General features: G+C 52.9%; 15 protein-coding genes. 1 reads left to right on the top strand and 14 read right to left on the bottom strand.

What is annotated here, in order from left to right:
• Positions 1-8 precede the first annotated feature (8 nt).
• The 14 genes from ACOQFT_RS01610 to glpD form a co-directional block, all read right to left on the bottom strand.
• Positions 9-1,211, bottom strand: a complete 1,203-nt coding sequence (locus ACOQFT_RS01610) for a phosphoglycerate kinase (RefSeq protein ID WP_421596323.1) — start codon at positions 1,209-1,211, stop codon at positions 9-11.
• A gap of 5 nt (positions 1,212-1,216) precedes the next feature.
• Positions 1,217-1,987 carry a triose-phosphate isomerase gene (gene tpiA, locus ACOQFT_RS01605; protein WP_421596322.1) on the bottom strand — a complete coding sequence of 257 codons (771 nt, stop codon included), beginning with the start codon at positions 1,985-1,987 and terminating at the stop codon, positions 1,217-1,219.
• Positions 1,988-1,991: 4 nt separating this feature from the next.
• Complete coding sequence (gene eno, locus ACOQFT_RS01600; protein WP_421596321.1) at positions 1,992-3,269, bottom strand: phosphopyruvate hydratase; 1,278 nt, start codon at positions 3,267-3,269, stop codon at positions 1,992-1,994.
• 10 nt (positions 3,270-3,279) lie between these two features.
• The gene (gene gap / locus ACOQFT_RS01595; protein WP_421596320.1) at positions 3,280-4,278 is read right to left on the bottom strand and encodes a type I glyceraldehyde-3-phosphate dehydrogenase; all 999 of its coding nucleotides are present in this window, start codon (positions 4,276-4,278) and stop codon (positions 3,280-3,282) included.
• A gap of 36 nt (positions 4,279-4,314) precedes the next feature.
• Complete coding sequence (pyk, locus tag ACOQFT_RS01590; protein WP_421596319.1) at positions 4,315-5,733, bottom strand: pyruvate kinase; 1,419 nt, start codon at positions 5,731-5,733, stop codon at positions 4,315-4,317.
• A 12-nt stretch (positions 5,734-5,745) separates the two neighbouring features.
• On the bottom strand, positions 5,746-6,891 hold the full coding sequence (locus ACOQFT_RS01585; RefSeq protein WP_421596318.1) for an iron-containing alcohol dehydrogenase: 1,146 nt from the start codon (positions 6,889-6,891) through the stop codon (positions 5,746-5,748).
• Entirely contained in the window at positions 6,892-8,379 is a 1,488-nt protein-coding gene (gene glpK / locus ACOQFT_RS01580; protein WP_421596317.1) for a glycerol kinase GlpK, read from the bottom strand. It abuts the gene before it with no gap.
• A gap of 148 nt (positions 8,380-8,527) precedes the next feature.
• Entirely contained in the window at positions 8,528-10,249 is a 1,722-nt protein-coding gene (locus tag ACOQFT_RS01575; RefSeq protein WP_421596316.1) for an ABC transporter substrate-binding protein, read from the bottom strand.
• A gap of 78 nt (positions 10,250-10,327) precedes the next feature.
• On the bottom strand, positions 10,328-10,600 hold the full coding sequence (locus tag ACOQFT_RS01570; protein WP_421596315.1) for a DUF2160 domain-containing protein: 273 nt from the start codon (positions 10,598-10,600) through the stop codon (positions 10,328-10,330).
• A gap of 22 nt (positions 10,601-10,622) precedes the next feature.
• On the bottom strand, positions 10,623-11,486 hold the full coding sequence (locus ACOQFT_RS01565; RefSeq protein ID WP_421596314.1) for a carbohydrate ABC transporter permease: 864 nt from the start codon (positions 11,484-11,486) through the stop codon (positions 10,623-10,625).
• A 3-nt stretch (positions 11,487-11,489) separates the two neighbouring features.
• Positions 11,490-12,359, bottom strand: coding sequence for a carbohydrate ABC transporter permease (locus ACOQFT_RS01560; protein ID WP_421596313.1), 870 nt, complete (start codon positions 12,357-12,359; stop codon positions 11,490-11,492).
• On the bottom strand, positions 12,359-13,435 hold the full coding sequence (locus tag ACOQFT_RS01555) for an ABC transporter ATP-binding protein (RefSeq protein WP_421596312.1): 1,077 nt from the start codon (positions 13,433-13,435) through the stop codon (positions 12,359-12,361). The genes ACOQFT_RS01560 and ACOQFT_RS01555 overlap by 1 nt, the downstream gene beginning before the upstream one ends.
• An 11-nt stretch (positions 13,436-13,446) precedes the next feature.
• On the bottom strand, positions 13,447-14,535 hold the full coding sequence (locus tag ACOQFT_RS01550) for an ABC transporter ATP-binding protein (RefSeq protein ID WP_421596311.1): 1,089 nt from the start codon (positions 14,533-14,535) through the stop codon (positions 13,447-13,449).
• A gap of 17 nt (positions 14,536-14,552) precedes the next feature.
• Entirely contained in the window at positions 14,553-16,139 is a 1,587-nt protein-coding gene (gene glpD / locus ACOQFT_RS01545) for a glycerol-3-phosphate dehydrogenase (protein ID WP_421596310.1), read from the bottom strand.
• Positions 16,140-16,388: 249 nt separating this feature from the next.
• Between glpD and ACOQFT_RS01540 the strand changes: the two genes are divergently transcribed.
• Positions 16,389-17,156, top strand: a complete 768-nt coding sequence (locus tag ACOQFT_RS01540) for a DeoR/GlpR family DNA-binding transcription regulator (RefSeq protein ID WP_421596309.1) — start codon at positions 16,389-16,391, stop codon at positions 17,154-17,156.
• The last annotated feature ends 281 nt before the right edge of the window (positions 17,157-17,437 follow it).

The raw sequence follows: 17,437 nt of genomic DNA, 5'->3' as shown, positions 1-17,437 counted from the left end.
AGGGAGTGTCAGGAGACTGTCGATAGGATCGACAAACCAGGTAATTTTTTGCCTTCAAGCCACTCTAGGAAAGCGCCACCACCTGTACTGCAGAACGTGAAATCATCTGAGACACCGGCCTTTGCCAGTAAGGCGAGCGTGTCTCCACCCCCAGCAACAGCTTTCAGTTCACCAGATGCGCAACGGTTCGCAACAAACTTCGCGACTTCGACGGATGCGATTTCGAACGGAATTATTTCGAAAGCACCAAGCGGACCATTCCACAGCAACGTTTTGGCTGAGGAGACGATGCCCTTTATCGAAGCCATGCTCGTAGGACCAAAGTCCAATATCATCGCAGACTCACCAACGTCCTTTATGTCGCAAACGAGCGCCTTGTCCGTGCTGGCAAAAGTATGGTGGGTAGCTACGTCTGTTGGGAGGACAAGGGCGCAATCAAACGAGTCAGCAAATTGCATGATCTCCCGCGCAGTCGACAATTGATCATCTTCAACCAGCGAAGAGCCAATCTCATACCCGATAGCTTTGAGGAACGTATTGGCCATTCCACCACCGACGATCAGTGTATCTGTCTTGGGTATCAGGTTTCGAAGAACGTCAATTTTGGTTGAAACTTTGGCACCGCCAACAATCGCGACGCACGGGCGACCAATTGTTGCAAGCGTTGCGTTCAGTGCGTCCAACTCATCAGCCAGTGAAAAACCCGCGAAGCTTGGCAAAAAGCTTGCCAGTCCGGTCACAGTCGTGTGGTTTCTGTGCGAGACGGAAAACGCATCTAAGCAAAAACAATCACCCAATTCCGCAATCGCACGGCTCAGCGTCTGGTCACCGGTAGTCTCTCCTGAGAAAAATCGAGTGTTATCGACGAGTAATACGTCGGCGATCTCTTGCTGGGCGTTCAAACTTGCAAGCGGTAGCTCGCCCCGGTGATCAAGTAGCTCACAGCTAAGCGCGAGCTTGTCCCGAATTTGCGGCAACAGTTCTTTGAAGGAGAGCTGTGGGTCATATTGGCCAGCAGGTCGCCCGAAGTGTGACAGAAGAACAACCTGCCCGCCACGGTCGATGATATGTCGGATTGTCGGCGTACAACGTTCGAGCCGGGTCCAATCGGAAACCAACCCATCTTGAACCGGCAAGTTCAAATCAGCCCTCATTAGGACGCGTTTGTCACTCAGGGTGACGCCATCAATGCGCTTAATAGGCGAAGTCATCTTGCTCACCTCTGGGCTTTACTCAGTGTTTCGGATGAGACGGTCCCGATACCCTTGAACGACGCCGGGTCAAGTGACGCACCGCCGACGAGAAAACCATCGACGTTGCGAATTGCCGCGAGATCGGCCGCAGAATCCGGCTTCACCGAGCCTCCGTAGAGAACTGGTAAAGGCACAAGGTTCTCTTTTAGCCACGCGGCGATAGCATCATGGGCTTCACGCACCTGATCTTCTGACGCCGACTTGCCGCTCCCAATTGCCCAGACAGGCTCGTACGCAATGACGGCTTCCCCTAACTGTAAGTTTGAGGGCGTAGACGCTGCCAGTTGATCCAATATTACATCAAGATGTCTGCCGTCTTCGCGATCAGCAGAGCATTCGCCGACACAGATGATAGGAACCAAGCCACCAGTTATAGCGGCATCGGCTTTGCTGTTAACCTCTTCGTCAGTCTCAGAAAAGCCTGTTCTGCGCTCGGAGTGACCAACAATGACCCATTTGGCACCTGCTTCCACCAGCATGGTGGAAGAGACTTCGCCAGTGAAGGCTCCTGATGGATGACTGCTACAGTTTTGCCCACCAATTTCGATATTGTGGTCCGCCAATGCATCAACTGCATTTGGAATAATAACAGAGGGTAGACACAGAACTTGTGTGCAACCTGCGGGTGCCGTCGTTTCTAGATCACATGCGAACTTGTGTAACAGTTCTCGCGTGCCGTTCATCTTCCAGTTTCCGATGACCAGAAACGGCTCAGTTTGAGCTGTATTTTTCATCTGGTCACGCCTTCAAAACAGAGCGACCGGCATACAATGCGCTCTCACCAAGAGTTTCTTCAATTCGCAAAAGCTGATTGTACTTGGCCAGACGATCAGATCGCGAAAGCGAGCCAGTTTTAATCTGGCCGCAATTGGTTGCAACGGCCAAGTCGGAGATTGTTGTATCTTCAGTCTCTCCAGACCGGTGAGACATGACATTCGTGTAGCGCGCGCGATGTGCCATCTCTACGGCTTGCAATGTCTCGGTCAGGGATCCGATTTGATTGACCTTTACAAGCATTGAGTTGGCAACGCCTTGACTAATGCCATCCGCCAATCGCGCAGGATTAGTCACAAAAAGGTCATCTCCAACAAGCTGAACATTCTGACCGATTTTGTCAGTGAGGAGTTTCCATCCCTCCCAATCGTCTTCGGCCATGCCGTCTTCAATGGAGATAATCGGGTAGTCATCACAGAGTGCCGCAAGATAGTCTGCGTTCTCCGCCGAAGTGAGGGAAACACCCTCGCCATTCATCTCGTATTTGCCGTCGACATAGTATTCTGTCGAGGCGCAGTCGAGCGCGAGGAAGATGTCCTTCCCTAGACCATAGCCAGCCTTTTCTACGGCAGTATTGATAAAATCCAGCGCGAGCCGCGTCGAGGGAAGCGCCGGTGCAAAGCCGCCTTCGTCTCCAATTCCAGTGTTGTAACCAGCCGAGGACAACTCTTTTTTCAAGACATGAAACACCTCGGAGCCCATGCGAATAGCTTCGCTGATATTCTGCGCAGAAACGGGCATGATCATGAATTCTTGAATATCGATTGGGTTATCAGCGTGCTCCCCGCCATTGATGATGTTCATCATTGGTACAGGCAACACACGGGTGGAAGTACCGCCCACATACCTAAACAACGGTTGACCGGTATGCTCCGCCGCGGCTTTTGCGCATGCAAGGGATACCCCAAGGATAGCGTTTGCGCCTAGTCTACCCTTGTTTGACGTGCCATCGAGATCAATCATAATTTGGTCGATGGCAACTTGGTCAGTAGCTTCTGCGCCAAGCAAAGCGTCAGATATCTCACCATTAACAGAAGCGACCGCTTGCGTGACGCCTTTGCCCAAATAGCGGGTTTTGTCTCCATCACGCTTTTCGACAGCCTCGTGTGCGCCAGTTGAAGCGCCAGATGGTACAGCTGCCCGACCGAAACTACCATCTACCAGAAGCACATCCACCTCAACCGTCGGATTGCCCCGACTATCCAGAATCTCACGGGCGTTAATCTTTGAAATTTGGCTCATATTCTCGTCCTCAAATAAGCTTGCCCATCGCGACAGCAGTATCCGCCATGCGGTTCGAAAAGCCCCATTCGTTGTCGTACCAACTCAAAATTCGGCACATATTACCGTCCAAGATTTTCGTCTGGTCGGTTGCGAAGATGGATGAATGCGGATCATGGTTGAAATCTTGGCTCACTAGCTTTTCGTCGGTGACACCTAGAATGCCCTTCAAAGAGCCGTTCGCCGCAGATCGAATGGCTTCGTTAATTTCTTCGACACTCGTCTCACGCACAGCTTCAAAAGTCAGATCGACCACTGAAACGTTCGGTGTGGGTACACGGATTGCTACGCCATCGAGCTTTCCATTCAGATCGGGCAAGACTAAGCCAACAGCCTTAGCGGCGCCGGTTGAGGTCGGGATCATGCTCATGGCCGCCGCACGAGCGCGGTACAGGTCCTTGTGCATCGTATCGAGGGTCGGTTGGTCGCCTGTGTAGCTGTGAATGGTTGTCATAAAGCCTTTGGCGATACCAACGGTCTCATTCAGTACCTTTGCGACTGGAGACAAGCAGTTTGTGGTGCAAGACGCATTCGAAACCACGACGTCCTCTGATGAAAGCGTGTCGTGGTTGACCCCAAACACAATTGTTTTGTCGGCGTCCTTTCCGGGAGCAGAGATCAATACACGTTTTGACCCGTTGTCGAGGTGAGCTTGGCACGCTTCCTTTGACGTGAAAATTCCAGTGCATTCGAGCACAACATCGACCCCGCTCCACGGCAGTTCAGCCGGATTCCGGATGGCGGTCACGTCCATCGGCCCGCGTCCAACGTCGATAGTGGAATCGGTTGCTTTGACCTCTCCATTGAAGCGGCCGTGCACGCTATCATACTTCATCAAGTGTGCATTGGTCTCGACAGGACCAAGGTCATTGATTGCAACGACCTCTAAGTCCGTCCGGCCAGCTTCGACAATGGCCCGAAGAACATTTCGTCCGATCCTGCCAAAGCCGTTGATTGCTACCGTAGTCATGGCGTTCTCCTTTTAGCGCTAACATTACTGCGCAAATCAAACTCTCCAAACTCGGAGAATGTTGGTGGTTCCGGCGTCCTCAATCGGAACGCCTGCGGTAAAAACGATCTCGTCGCCTGTTGCGGCCAGACCATGCGAGAGACACTGCTCACAAGCGAATATGCCTGCTTCTTTGAAGCGCGATGCTTGCGGAACAACGATGCTTTGAAGCCCCCAAACCAAACAGAGCTGCCGCGCGGTTTGTTCGCTTGGGGTTAAAGCAAGAACAGGTTTACTCGGTTTCTCACGTGCCACGAGGAACGCGGTCGTGCCGGATTGAGTAAAGCAACAAATAGCTGAAATACGAGCGCGGTCTGAAATCTCCCGGGCCGCAGCTGCAATAGCGTGAGACGTATCTATCTCTATCTCGTCAGGCTCACGTACTGCCATGAGCTCTGCATACTTGGGGTCTGACTCAGTTTCTCTTGCAACGGCCGACATGACGCTCACGGCCTCGCAGGGAAACTGCCCGGCTGCTGTCTCCGCCGACAGCATAACAGCGTCTGCGCCGTCATAGATTGCAGTTGCTACGTCGGAGACCTCAGCCCGTGTCGGTACGGGGGCATCGATCATGCTCTCAAGCATTTGCGTCGCAACGATGACTGGCTTACCTGCCGCCCGAGCCTTGGCGACAAGACTTCGCTGAACCCGAGGAACTTCTTGGACGGGGAGTTCGACACCGAGATCCCCCCTCGCGACCATAATGCCATCCGAAACTTCAAGAATTTTATCAAAATTGTCGACTGCGAGCGGTTTCTCGATTTTTGCAATGGTCCTTGCCCTGCCCTTCACGAGATCAGCGGCTTCTTCTACGTCTGCTGCTTTCTGGACGAAGGACAAGGCCAACCAATCCACGCCGAGATTACAAACGAATTCCAGATCGCTTCGGTCCTTGGTGCTCAGGGCGCTTAGTGGAAGCAAAACATCCGGTAGGTTTACCCCTTTCCGATCTGAGATCTGCCCCCCAACCAATACTTCACATTGAGCCGCGGTGTTGTTGCATTCACGAACAACCAACCGAAGCTTCCCGTCATTCACAAGAATGGTCGAGCCAGGCTTCAATGCTTCAAGAATCTCAGGATGGGGAAGCTGAACCCGCTCAGAATCCCCTGGCTTAGGGTCATTGTCGAAAGTAAAAGTGCTGCCAACAGTCAATTCGTGGGCACTTCCCTCAAAAACTCCGCAGCGGATTTTCGGCCCTTGGAGGTCGGCTAAAATTCCGATTGGCTGGCCGAGTTCATTCTCGACCTCTCGAATAGTTGCATGGGTCTTTTCGATGGTTTCCTGGTCACCGTGGCTCATGTTCAGTCGAAAAACATTCGCTCCGTGCTCAACCAGGGATTTGATTACTTCCTTGTCCCGCGACGCTGGACCTAAGGTCGCGACAATCTTTGTGTTTGTACGATTGTTAGTCATCTCTCTCTCGCTTCAGTAAGCTGCATCAAGAATTTCTCGGAAATCCGCTTTTCTTAGCGGCACGGCGTTCTTTGTGCTTGAAGAGGCAAAAACTGCTGCCTCTGCGATTTCATCAAAGTCGGCCTTGTCGGTTGAATAGTCCCGCAACCGCGGGACGCGATTCCGATTCAGCCAAGCCTCAAAACCAGAAAGCTCATTTTTGCCAAGCGGTTCTGAGAAAGTTTCAGCCAAAGCTTCGATGCTGCTTTCAATTTTACGAAGCGTCTCAGACCCGATCTGAGCAACAGAACGGTTCTGAATCAAAACAGGTCCTAGTAGTCGTCCACACAAGAGGCCATGTGGTGCTTTAAGCCTGCTCCCTAAAACTGCTGCCAATCCGTGCGCGGCACCAAGGCCCCCATTGGAAAGAGCCAGACCACTGCTCAAACTCACCCACCCCATTTGTGTCCAGGAGTCTTGGTCACCCCTTTCGACAACTTTGCGGACAGCCCATGCTCCCAATCGTATATTGGGTTCCGTGATTGCTTCGGTGAATGGCGACGACAGACGGGACGTGTAGGCCTCAATGGTTTGTGTGACCGCATCGAGACCAGCCCCTATGGCTACAGCTTTTGGAGCGGAAGAAAGCAATGCAGGGTCGACCAAAGCAAATGACGGGAAGAGGCGTAGACCTCTGAGGCTGGCTTTTGAATTCGACACATCTAACACGGCGTTATTTGTGACTTCCGCACCTGTTCCCGCAGTTGTTGGAATGGCTACTAGTACTATTGAGGCGTCGGCCTGCAAGTCCGCCTGATCAACTGTCGCAATGTCTTCAGGGAGTTTAGCGCCAAGCTCCAGACAAAATCGAAGTGCCTTTGCCGTATCCAATACGGAGCCTCCGCCACAGGCTATGATCGCACAGCATTCTTTTCCAGCCACCTTATCAAGGGCCGAATTGACTGTCGCAACGCTAGGCTCTGAGGTAACCGAAATCTGATGGACAACAACACCGTGTTTCTCAAGGTCCTTTTTGATTGGAAGAGAGTTTGTCTCGGATTTCCCACGCACCATCAACACGGCATCCGTAGGATTTGGCAGAACCGATTTCAGCGCCTGTGAGACACCCACACCAAAATGTACCGAGGTTGGCGTATTGATATGAAAGTGCGGCGCCATCTAGAACGCCAAGGTGCAATCGACCGCGCGTTTCCACGCACCGTACTTTCTTGCACGCGTCTTTTGATCCATCAAGGGCACAAACTCGCGCTCGAGTGCCCAGTGTTTGGCGAATTCTTCCCTTTCAGGCATCGCGCCGACATGCATGCCTGCAAGCCACGCAACTCCAAGAGCTGTTGTCTCAAGAATCTGAGGCCTGTCTACTGGTCCATCGATGATATCTGCTAGAAACTGCATCGCCCAATCAGACGCACTCATGCCTCCGTCTACGCGAAGCACGGCGTTGTCTACCTTGGCCCCAATGTCAGAAGTCATTGCTTCAAGCAGATCGCGTGTTTGGAATGCCACGCTCTCTAACGCGGCTTTCGCTAACTCGTTGGGCCCGGAGTTTCGGGTAAGTCCGAATACAGATCCACGGCAATCAGGCTTCCAATATGGGGCACCTAACCCGGTGAAAGCCGGTACCAAAACGACATTCTGCGTCGGGTCTGCTTTTTCAGCTAAAGCCTGCGTTTCAGAGGCCTCATGGATAATCCGAAGACCGTCCCGTAGCCATTGGACAACTGCACCGGCGATAAAAATTGAACCTTCCAGCGCATATGTAGGCTGGCCGTTCAGTTGATATGCGATTGTGGTCAGTAGTCGGTTTTTCGATTGCACCGGAGTGTTCCCGGTGTTCAGCAGTGCAAAGCAGCCTGTACCATATGTAGCTTTCAACATACCTGGTTCGAAGCAAGCTTGTCCGAGCGTGGCAGCTTGTTGATCGCCTGCTACACCACAAATTGGGATTTCGCGACCGAATAGATCAGCGCGGCTCAAACCAAAGTCTGCAGCGCTATCCTTGACTTCAGGTAGCATCTCCATCGGTATGTCGAAAAGAGCACAAATCGTGCTGCTCCAACGACCTTTGCGAATGTCATAGAGCATGGTGCGGGCAGCATTTGTCGCGTCGGTTGCATGCACCTTTCCGCCGGTCAGTTTCCAGATCAGGAATGTATCCACCGTACCGAATAGCAGTTCGCCCCGGCGTGCCCGTTCGCGAGCGCCATCAACGTGATCGAGAATCCACTTGAGCTTTGTTGAAGAAAAGTAAGGATCAATCAGAAGGCCAGTCCGGTCGGCAAACATATCGCTGTGACCAGCTGCTCGCAGTTGCTCGCAGTAGTTGGAAGTTCGGCGGTCTTGCCAAACAATGGCATTGTAGATCGGTTGGCCAGTTGCTTTGTCCCATACTATGGTGGTTTCGCGCTGGTTTGTTATACCGATTGAAACAATGTCTTTTGGATCAACACCAGCACGTTCAATTACGGCGCGGCACGTCCCAGCTGATGAGGCCCACAAATCGTCAGGTACATGCTCAACCCAACCCGACTGCGGGAAGTGTTGATCAAACTCATCTTGCGAAGTAGCTACTACTTTCAACGTTTCGTCAAAGATGATTGCGCGGGTCGAGGTTGTCCCTTGGTCAACTGCGAGTACGTATTTCATTGGGTTTGCCTTGGTCAATTGGCCGCAAAAAAGGGGAGCGGTGGTTAAACCGCCCGAGTTGGGCTCGGGGAGAGCCATCAGGAGTATGGAAGAGTAAGTTGGTGGCACGGGGCGCCTTCGCGCCCCGCACCGGGGAGGAACCCTGAGCTTACTGCCAGGACTTGATCAGTTCGTCATAAGAGACGGTTTTCGGATCTTCGTCCTCGTTTTCGATCATCGGATAAGGAGCGCCCGGCTGGGAGAACCAGTACCCCGGATCCTGTTCGTCATTCATGACAGGTCCGAGATCGCCTTGGACGCCGGCGCGCTCCAAACGCTCAAGAACGCGTTCCTGGTCAGCACACAACGCATCCAGGGCTTCTTGAGGCGTTTTTGCGCCCGACATCGCGTCACCAATGTTCTGCCACCACAGCTGCGCCAGCTTGGGATAGTCAGGAACGTTGGTTCCGGTCGGTGACCACTGAACCCGAGCCGGCGAACGGTAGAATTCGATCAATCCACCCAGCTTGTCTGCACGTTCTGTAAAGTGGTCACTATCGATGGTGCTTTCACGAATGAACGTCAGACCAACATCGGATTTTTTCAGATCGACGGTTTTCGACACAACGAACTGAGCGTACAGCCACGCGGCCTTGGCGCGATCTTCCGGGGTCGACTTCATCAGGGTCCAGGAACCGGCGTCCTGATAGCCGATCTTCTGACCTTCTTTCCAGTACACACCGTGCGGAGACGGCGCCATGCGCCATTTCGGCGTGCCATCTTCGTTCATGACCGGCAGGTCAGGTTCGACGGTGGCGGCGGTGAAGGCTGTGTACCAGAACATCTGCTGGGCAATGTTGCCCTGCGCTGGGATCGGTCCGGCCTCGGAGAAGGTCATGCCTGCCGCTGCGGGGGGCGAGTATTTCTCCAGCCATTCAATCGCCTTGGCCACAGCATAGACAGCCGCCGGAGAGTTCGTCGCGCCACCACGGGTAACACAAGATCCGACCGGCTGCGAGTTTTCGTTGACGCGAATGCCCCATTCGTCGACCGGCAGCCCGTTGGGTTCACCAACGTCACCCACGCCAGCCATCGACAGCCAGGCATCGGTATAGCGCCAACCCAGCGACGGGTCTTTCTTGCCGTAGTCCATGTTGCCAAAGACTTCGCCTTCAACACCCAGATGGCTCAGATCGCGACCGGTAAAGAACTCAGCAATGTCCTCATACGCCGACCAGTTGACCGGAACGCCAAGATCATAACCATAGGCTGCTTTAAAGTCCGCCTTGTTCTTTTCGTCGTTGAACCAGTCGTAGCGGAACCAGTAAAGGTTCGCAAATTGCTGGGTCGGCAGCTGATAGAGTTTTCCGTCAGGACCTGTGGTAAAGCTGGTTCCGATGAAATCCTCAACATCCAGGGTTGGGAGGGTAACATCCTTACCCTCAAACGCCATCCAGTCGGTCAGGTTACGCACCTGCTGATAGCGCCAATGGGTACCGATCAAGTCGGAGTCGTTGATATAGGCGTCATAGATGTTTTCACCCGACTGCATTTGCGTCTGCAGTTTCTCAACAACGTCACCTTCGCCAATGAGGTCGTGTGTAACCTTGATGCCCGTGATTGCCTCAAAGGCAGGAGCGAGGACTTCACTTTCGTATTGGTGGGTTGCGATCGTTTCGGAAACAACCTTGATGTCCATGCCAGCGAAAGGCTTGGCAGCATCGACGAAGAACTGCATCTCGGCTTCTTGTTCTTCACGCGACAGAACAGACAGATCGCCGATCTCCGCGTCTAGGAACGCCTTTGCAGCGTCCATGTCGGCGAAGGCGGGAGCACTTGTCAGTCCAAGTGCCAGCGCCACCGCTGTGCTTGATTTGAGCATGTAGTTCATTATTTCCTCCCTATTGCGGAAACGACTTTTAAAACTGAGTTCCCAGAGCCCACCAAGGCCAAGGTCCTCCTACAACGTTCACACCCAGCGGAAGACCGCGACGGCATAAACGAGGCAGACGATAAGCGCGTAAGGTTGATTTGCGCCGATGAGTCCCAGCCAAGCCAGATTGATAAAGGCCGAGCCGAGAAGTGTGATGAAAAGACGATCCCCTCTTGTCGTCTCCATTCCCAAAACACCTTTGCGCGGTGTTTCTGGGAATTTGATCGCCAGTACAGTGAAGATCACCAGTGTGGTTGCAATGAAGCCAAAGAACAGTGCAGTCGGTACGGTCCAAGCCATCCAGTCCATATCTCGAGTCCTCCGGTCTGAGTTAAACGCGGCCCAGGGCGAAACCCTTGGCGATGTAGTTGCGTACGAAGTAGATAACCAAGGCGCCAGGAACGAGCGTCAGCACACCCGCTGCCGCCAACACACCCCAATCGATCCCTGCCGCACCCTGGGTGCGCGTCATGATCGCAGCGATCGGTTTGGCGTCTACAGTGGTCAATGTGCGGCTGAGCAGCAGTTCCACCCACGAGAACATGAAGCAGAAGAATGCCGCTACGCCGATACCCGAGGAAATAAGCGGCATGAAGATCTTCACAAAGAACTTCCCGAACGAGTATCCGTCGATATAGGCCGTCTCATCAATTTCTTTGGGCACGCCGCGCATGAACCCTTCGAGGATCCAGACCGCCAGGGGAACATTGAACAGACAATGCGCCAGGGCCACCGCAATATGCGTGTCAAACAGACCCACCGACGAATAGAGCTGAAAGAACGGCAGTGCGAAAACCGCAGGTGGTGCCATCCGGTTTGTCAGCAGCCAGAAGAACAGGTGTTTGTCCCCCATAAAGGTGTACCGGCTGAACGCATAAGCTGCGGGCAATGCGACGGTCAGGCTGATCACGGTGTTCAGAACCACATAGATCATTGAATTGATGTAGCCTGAATACCACGCCGGATCCGAAAGGATCGTGGCATAGTTAGCGAAGGTCAGATCGTTCGGCCACAGAGTGAATGTGTTCAGGATTTCGGTGTTCGATTTCAAGCTCATATTGATCAGCCAATAGATCGGCAGCATCAGAAAGAGCAGGTACAAGGTCATTACGATCGTTGAACCTTTGACTCGCGCCCGAGGTGCTTTTCGGGCTGAAACGGTCAACGATGTTGCGTTTGCAGATACATCAGCCATGGATCAAACTCCCTTTTTGTCCATGGTGGTCATGACGGTGTAGAACACATATGCCAGCGTCAGGATCACAAGGTTGTACATGATTGAGAATGCTGCCGCCGGACCAAGGTCAAACTGCCCAAGAGCCATCTTCACAAGGTCAATCGAAAGCAATGTGGTCGCGTTACCGGGTCCACCGCCTGTGACCACGAATGGTTCGGTGTAGATCATGAAGCTGTCCATGAACCGCAGCAGCACCGCGATCATCAGCACGCCCATCATCTTCGGAAGCTCTATGTAGCGAAATACATTCCAGCGCGATGCCTGGTCGATCTTTGCGGCCTGATAATACGCGTCCGGGATGGATTTCAGACCCGCGAAGGCAAGCAGCGCCACCAATGAGGTCCAGTGCCAGACATCCATGACGATGATCGTGGCCCATGCGGCAAAAATATTCTGCGTGTAGTTGTAGTTGATGCCAAGCGCATCCAGCGTATAGCCGAGCAGTCCGATATCAACGCGTCCGAAAATCTGCCAGATGGTGCCGACCACGTTCCATGGGATCAACAGTGGCAGCGACATCAGAACCAGACAGAAACTGGACCAGAATCCGCTTTTGGGCATATTCAGGGCTACAAAGATCCCCAGCGGTATCTCGATCGCGAGAATGATCCCCGAGAACATCAATTGACGCCAGAACGCGGACCAAAGGCGGTCTGAGTTCAGCATTTCTTCGAACCAGTCGAGACCGGCCCAGAAAAATTCGTTGTTCCCAAAGGTATCCTGTACCGAGTAGTTGACCACGGTCATCAGCGGGATAACCGCGGAGAAAGCGACCAGTACCAGAACCGGAAGAACCAGAAACCAAGCCTTGTGATTGACTGTCTTTTCCATCAGGCGGCCTCCCCTTCCTTCAACCAGTCGTTTTCGTAAACATTCACTTTTGCCGGGTCGAAGATCACCCGATTCATATCCGGCGAAATCGACGTGTCTTCGTTCGCGACAATGTTGATGTCTTTTCCGAATAGGTCTGCGCGCACGATTTTGTGCCGACCGACATCCTCAACCCGCCTGACCTTGACAGGCAGTCCTTCGCCGTCAGTAAGCGTCACAAATTCCGGCCGAACGCCGATCTCAACTTTGCCCTGCATCGAGGCATAAGACTGGCCCAGACCAACCGATACACCGTGGATATTGGCCATATTGCCTTCGACATCGGCCGAGATCACATTCATCCCCGGCGATCCGATGAAATAGCCGACAAATGTATGTTCGGGCTTTTCAAACAGCTCTTCCGGCGTGCCAATCTGAACAACGCGCCCGTCGTACATGACAACGACCTTGTCGGCAAAAGTAAGCGCCTCGGTCTGGTCATGGGTCACGTAGATCATGGTGTGACCGAATTCATGATGCAGGGATTTCAGCTGGGTGCGCAGTTCCCACTTCATATGAGGGTCAATCACCGTCAGCGGCTCATCAAAAAGCAACGCGTTGACATCCTCGCGCACCATACCGCGACCCAGCGAGATCTTTTGCTTTGCGTCCGCCGTAAGGCCGCGCGCGCGGCGGTCCAGCTCGTGCTCCATTCCGATCATCGCGCCGATCTGCTGCACACGTTCTGCGATATACTGCGGGCTTTCACCACGGTTTTTCAGCGGAAACGCAAGGTTATCGCGCACCGTCATGGTGTCATAAACCACCGGGAATTGGAAAACCTGCGCAATGTTCCGTTCTGCTGTAGTTGCGGCGGTAACGTCCACATCGTCAAACAGGATGCGCCCCTGGCTGGGGTGCAAAAGGCCCGAGATGATATTCAAAAGGGTCGACTTGCCACAGCCCGAAGACCCAAGCAGGGCATATGCCTCACCATCGGCCCAAACGTGGTTCAGTTCTTTCAGCGCAAAGTCATCTTCAGACTTTGGGTTCGGAAAGTATGAATGCGCCAGATTATCCAGTGTTATTTTAGCCATCGTCCCCCTCCTTACGCGGCCAGAGCGTACGACGCGGGAGAAACCAGATCGCCGTTTTCGCTGAAGATATAAACATGACTTGGGTCCAGATAGACCGTGAGTGGTGCGCCAATTTCCAGGTCGTGCACGCCATGCACCAGGCCGACCCATTTTTCGCCGTGATGATCCAGATGCACAAAGGTCTCGGAGCCGGTAAGTTCGGTCACCATAAGCCGCGTCTCAAAGCTCATGGCACTTGCCGTGTGCGATAGGATTTCAACGTGGTTGGGACGGAAACCCGCGATGTAGCGCCCATCCGACAAATCCGCCATGGGGCCGACTGCTGGCGCAGATTGCCCATCGCCGAACATGATACGCTGTCCGGTTTTGCTGACGTTCAGGAAATTCATTGGTGGATCGCTGAAAACACGCGCGGTCGTTGCGTCGACAGGCTGCCTGTAAACGGTCGGCGTCAGACCAAATTGAGTTACGCGACCTTCCCAAAGCGCCGCGGTATTACCACCCAGCAAAAGAGCTTCTTCCGGCTCGGTGGTTGCATACACAAAGATGGCCCCGGATTCTTCAAAAATCTTCGGAATCTCAACGCGCAGTTCTTCGCGGAGTTTGTAGTCAAGATTCGCAAGTGGTTCATCTAGCAACACAAGGCCCGCGTCTTTGACCAGAGCCCTGGCCAAAGCACATCTTTGTTGCTGACCGCCGGATAGCTCAAGCGGTTTGCGGTCAAGCATCGGAGTAAGTTGCATAAGCTCTGCCGATTTTTGAACTGCCCGATCGATTTCGCCCTTGTTTTTGCCCATCAATTTGAGTGGTGAAGCGATGTTATCGTAAACAGTCATCGATGGGTAATTGATGAACTGTTGGTAAACCATCGCGACATGTCGGTCCTGAACCTTCATGTCGGTAACGTCCTTACCTTCCCAAATAATTTTGCCGGTTGCAGGTTTATCAAGACCCGCCATAAGACGCATCAGGGAGGTTTTGCCGGACAACGTGGGGCCCAAGAGAACGTTCATGGTACCTTTTTCCAGCGTAAGATCAGTTTCGTAGATGTGCGTTTGGCCATTCACGACCTTCGAAACGCCTTTCAATTCGAGCGACATTTGCTAAAACCCCTCCCCTATTCTGCAGCTGCCGTGGACGCAGCTAATGCGCGCGCGGTCATCCATTTATCGAGTTCTGTGATTTGCTCTGACGTCATTCGAAGCCCGAGTTTACTTCTGCGCCAAGCGACGTCCGCTGCGCGTTGCGCATATTCTTTGTCCATGAGCCATACGACCTCGGCTTCAGTCAACGAAGCGCCAAAATTACGCCCAAGGTCCTCAGACACTTTGGCATTGCTCAATATTTTTTTTGCATCGGTGCCATATGCTCGTACCAACCGAAGCGCCCAGCGTTGGTCGATGAAATCGAACTGGTCGCGAAGTTGCTTGACTAAGGTTTCCACCCCATCGACCGGGAAGTCGCCGCCGGGCATCGATACACCCGCTGTCCAAGGCTCGCCTGTAAAAGCGAGCTCTCTCTCGATTTCTTCCATCGCGCTTTCGGCGAGGCAGCGGTACGTGGTGATTTTGCCACCGAAAACGTTCAGTGCAGGAGCGCCGCGGGACTTATCGACCTTTAGAACATAATCCCGCGTCGCCGCCGTCGCACTGTCTGCACCATCATCATAGAGAGGGCGAACCCCTGAATAGTTCCAGACGACATCTTCTGTCGTGATCGGTTTAGCAATGTAGTGGTTGATGAACTGGATCAAGTAATCGCGTTCTTCATCAGTGCATTCTGGCTTCTCAGATGGATCGGTGTGTTCGACATCCGTTGTTCCGATGAGTGTAAAATCCGTTTCGTAGGGGATGGCGAAAATAATTCGACCATCGGTACCTTGAAAAAAATAGCACTTGTCGTGGTCAAATAGCTTCTTTGTCACGATGTGACTGCCGCGTACCAATCGAACGCCCGCCGAACTGTTGCTCTTCAAAGTGCCGCGAAGGACGTCCCCAACCCAAGGCCCCGCAGCATTCACTACCATCTTTGCAGTGCGCATAGTTTTGCTGCCAGAGTTCGAATTCTTCAGGGTGACCTTCCAACGGCCATTGGAAACATCCGTTGATACAACTTTCTCCCGCGTGAGGATATCCGCGCCTCTTTTTTCTGCATCTCGCGCATTGAGAACAACCAGACGCGAATCTTCGACCCAACAATCGGAGTATTCAAATGCTCTTTTGAATTTGTCGTTCAGCGGAGCACCTTCGGGCGCCGAACTCAGGTCGAGGCTGACCGTGCCCGGTAGGATTTCGCGACCACCGAGATTGTCGTATAGAAACAAGCCCAAGCGGATAAGCCAAGCAGGGCGACGGCCCTTCATCCACGGCATTGCTGTGCTGAGCAACTTAGACGTTGGGGTCGTAGAGTCGAACCGCATATCCCCGTGATAAGGAAGCACAAACCGCATTGGCCATGAAATATGTGGCATCGCCTTTAGCAACACTTCTCTTTCGATCAGAGCCTCGCGCACAAGCCGAAATTCGAAGTATTCAAGATAGCGGAGCCCGCCATGGAAAAGTTTGGTCGAAGATGCCGAAGTCGCGCCGCCAAGGTCGTTCATTTCCACGAGGCAAACTTTTAGCCCTCGGCCAGCGGCGTCGCGGGCAATCCCGCATCCGTTAATACCTCCGCCGATGACCAACAGGTCATAGTCTGTTTGCATGGTGATCCTCCCAATGCGGTTCTCCAGACCGCCAATACTTTTGACCAGAAAACGCACGCAAATGGAAGGATTTTCTTTTCGTTTTCTTTCTTTTCTTGTTATCTATTTGAATAAATTATTATTTTTTGCTAACTATCTATCCGAAAGCGTGCGCGAACGCCTTTGTCGCCGATTCGAAGTCAAAACGAACGCCGATGTTCGCGAAACGCAAGCAAACAAACTATGTTCGACCAAGAATAGGGAGGCACAATGGTTCAGACATTGCGAAAGCCTGAAATAATCGAGATCGCTAGGCGAGAAGGCAGAGTGACCGTCGACCGGTTGGTTGAGTACTTTGGAGTAACGCCGCAAACGATTAGAAAAGACCTCACAGAACTGGCAGATTCTGGCCAACTCGAACGCGTTCACGGAGGCGCCATACTCCCATCGACCACGATGAACATTGGGTATATGGAACGGCAGGAGCTGAATCAGCCTTCCAAGGTCGATATCGCTAGAGAATGCGTGAAACACATTCCGAACGATTGTTCGTTGTTCTTGAACATCGGAACGACCACTGAAGCAGTAGCCACAGAGTTGCGACGGCATACTGGGTTGCTAGTTGTGACTAACAATCTCAACATCGCAAACAAGCTGTCGCATGATTCAAGTGTTGATGTTGTGGTGACTGGTGGTGATTTACGAAAGTCTGATGGAGGTCTTGTGGGTGCAGTTGCGCGAGAAACGATTTCAAGGTTTCGCTTTGACTTCGCAATTGTCGGATGCTCCGCTCTCCACCCAGAGGGTGACATTTTGGATTTTGACACCCGTGAAGTAGGCGTAAGCCAAACAATCATAGGGCGAAGTGACAAAGTTTTCCTAGTCGCAGACATCTCAAAATTCGAACGAAAAGCGCCGATCAAGATAGCTGGATTGCCTGAAATCGACATGTTCGTAACAGATGACTACCCACCTGCAAAGTTTTCGGAAGCATGCAGGAACTATGACACTCAGTTAATCGTGGCCAAGGACCGCTGATCCATCTAGCGCATAGACTTGAACGATAATGGCCACCGCTTTGAAAAGGCCAACCAGTTTGACCTGCCCCCCATGAAATCCCTCGCCATGATGTAGAGTCTGCCCAACCATTGTTCTGCTCCCCAACATTGGACCGCTGGTGCTCTGCCCCCTGAAAACTGGATCGTTTGCGGCTAGAGTTTTCCGCTAGATTTCCCTGGCTGGGAGAGGAGCGGAATCGCATGAAAGCATCGAAGTTCACGGAGGCGCAGAAGGCCTTCATCCTGAAGCAGGGCGAGCAA

Source organism: Ruegeria sp. MALMAid1280 (genome assembly GCF_049195285.1).
Classification (GTDB): Bacteria; Pseudomonadota; Alphaproteobacteria; order Rhodobacterales; family Rhodobacteraceae; genus Ruegeria.
Note: the sequence above shows the minus strand (reverse complement) of the source record. Positions and strands in the feature narration are given on the sequence as shown.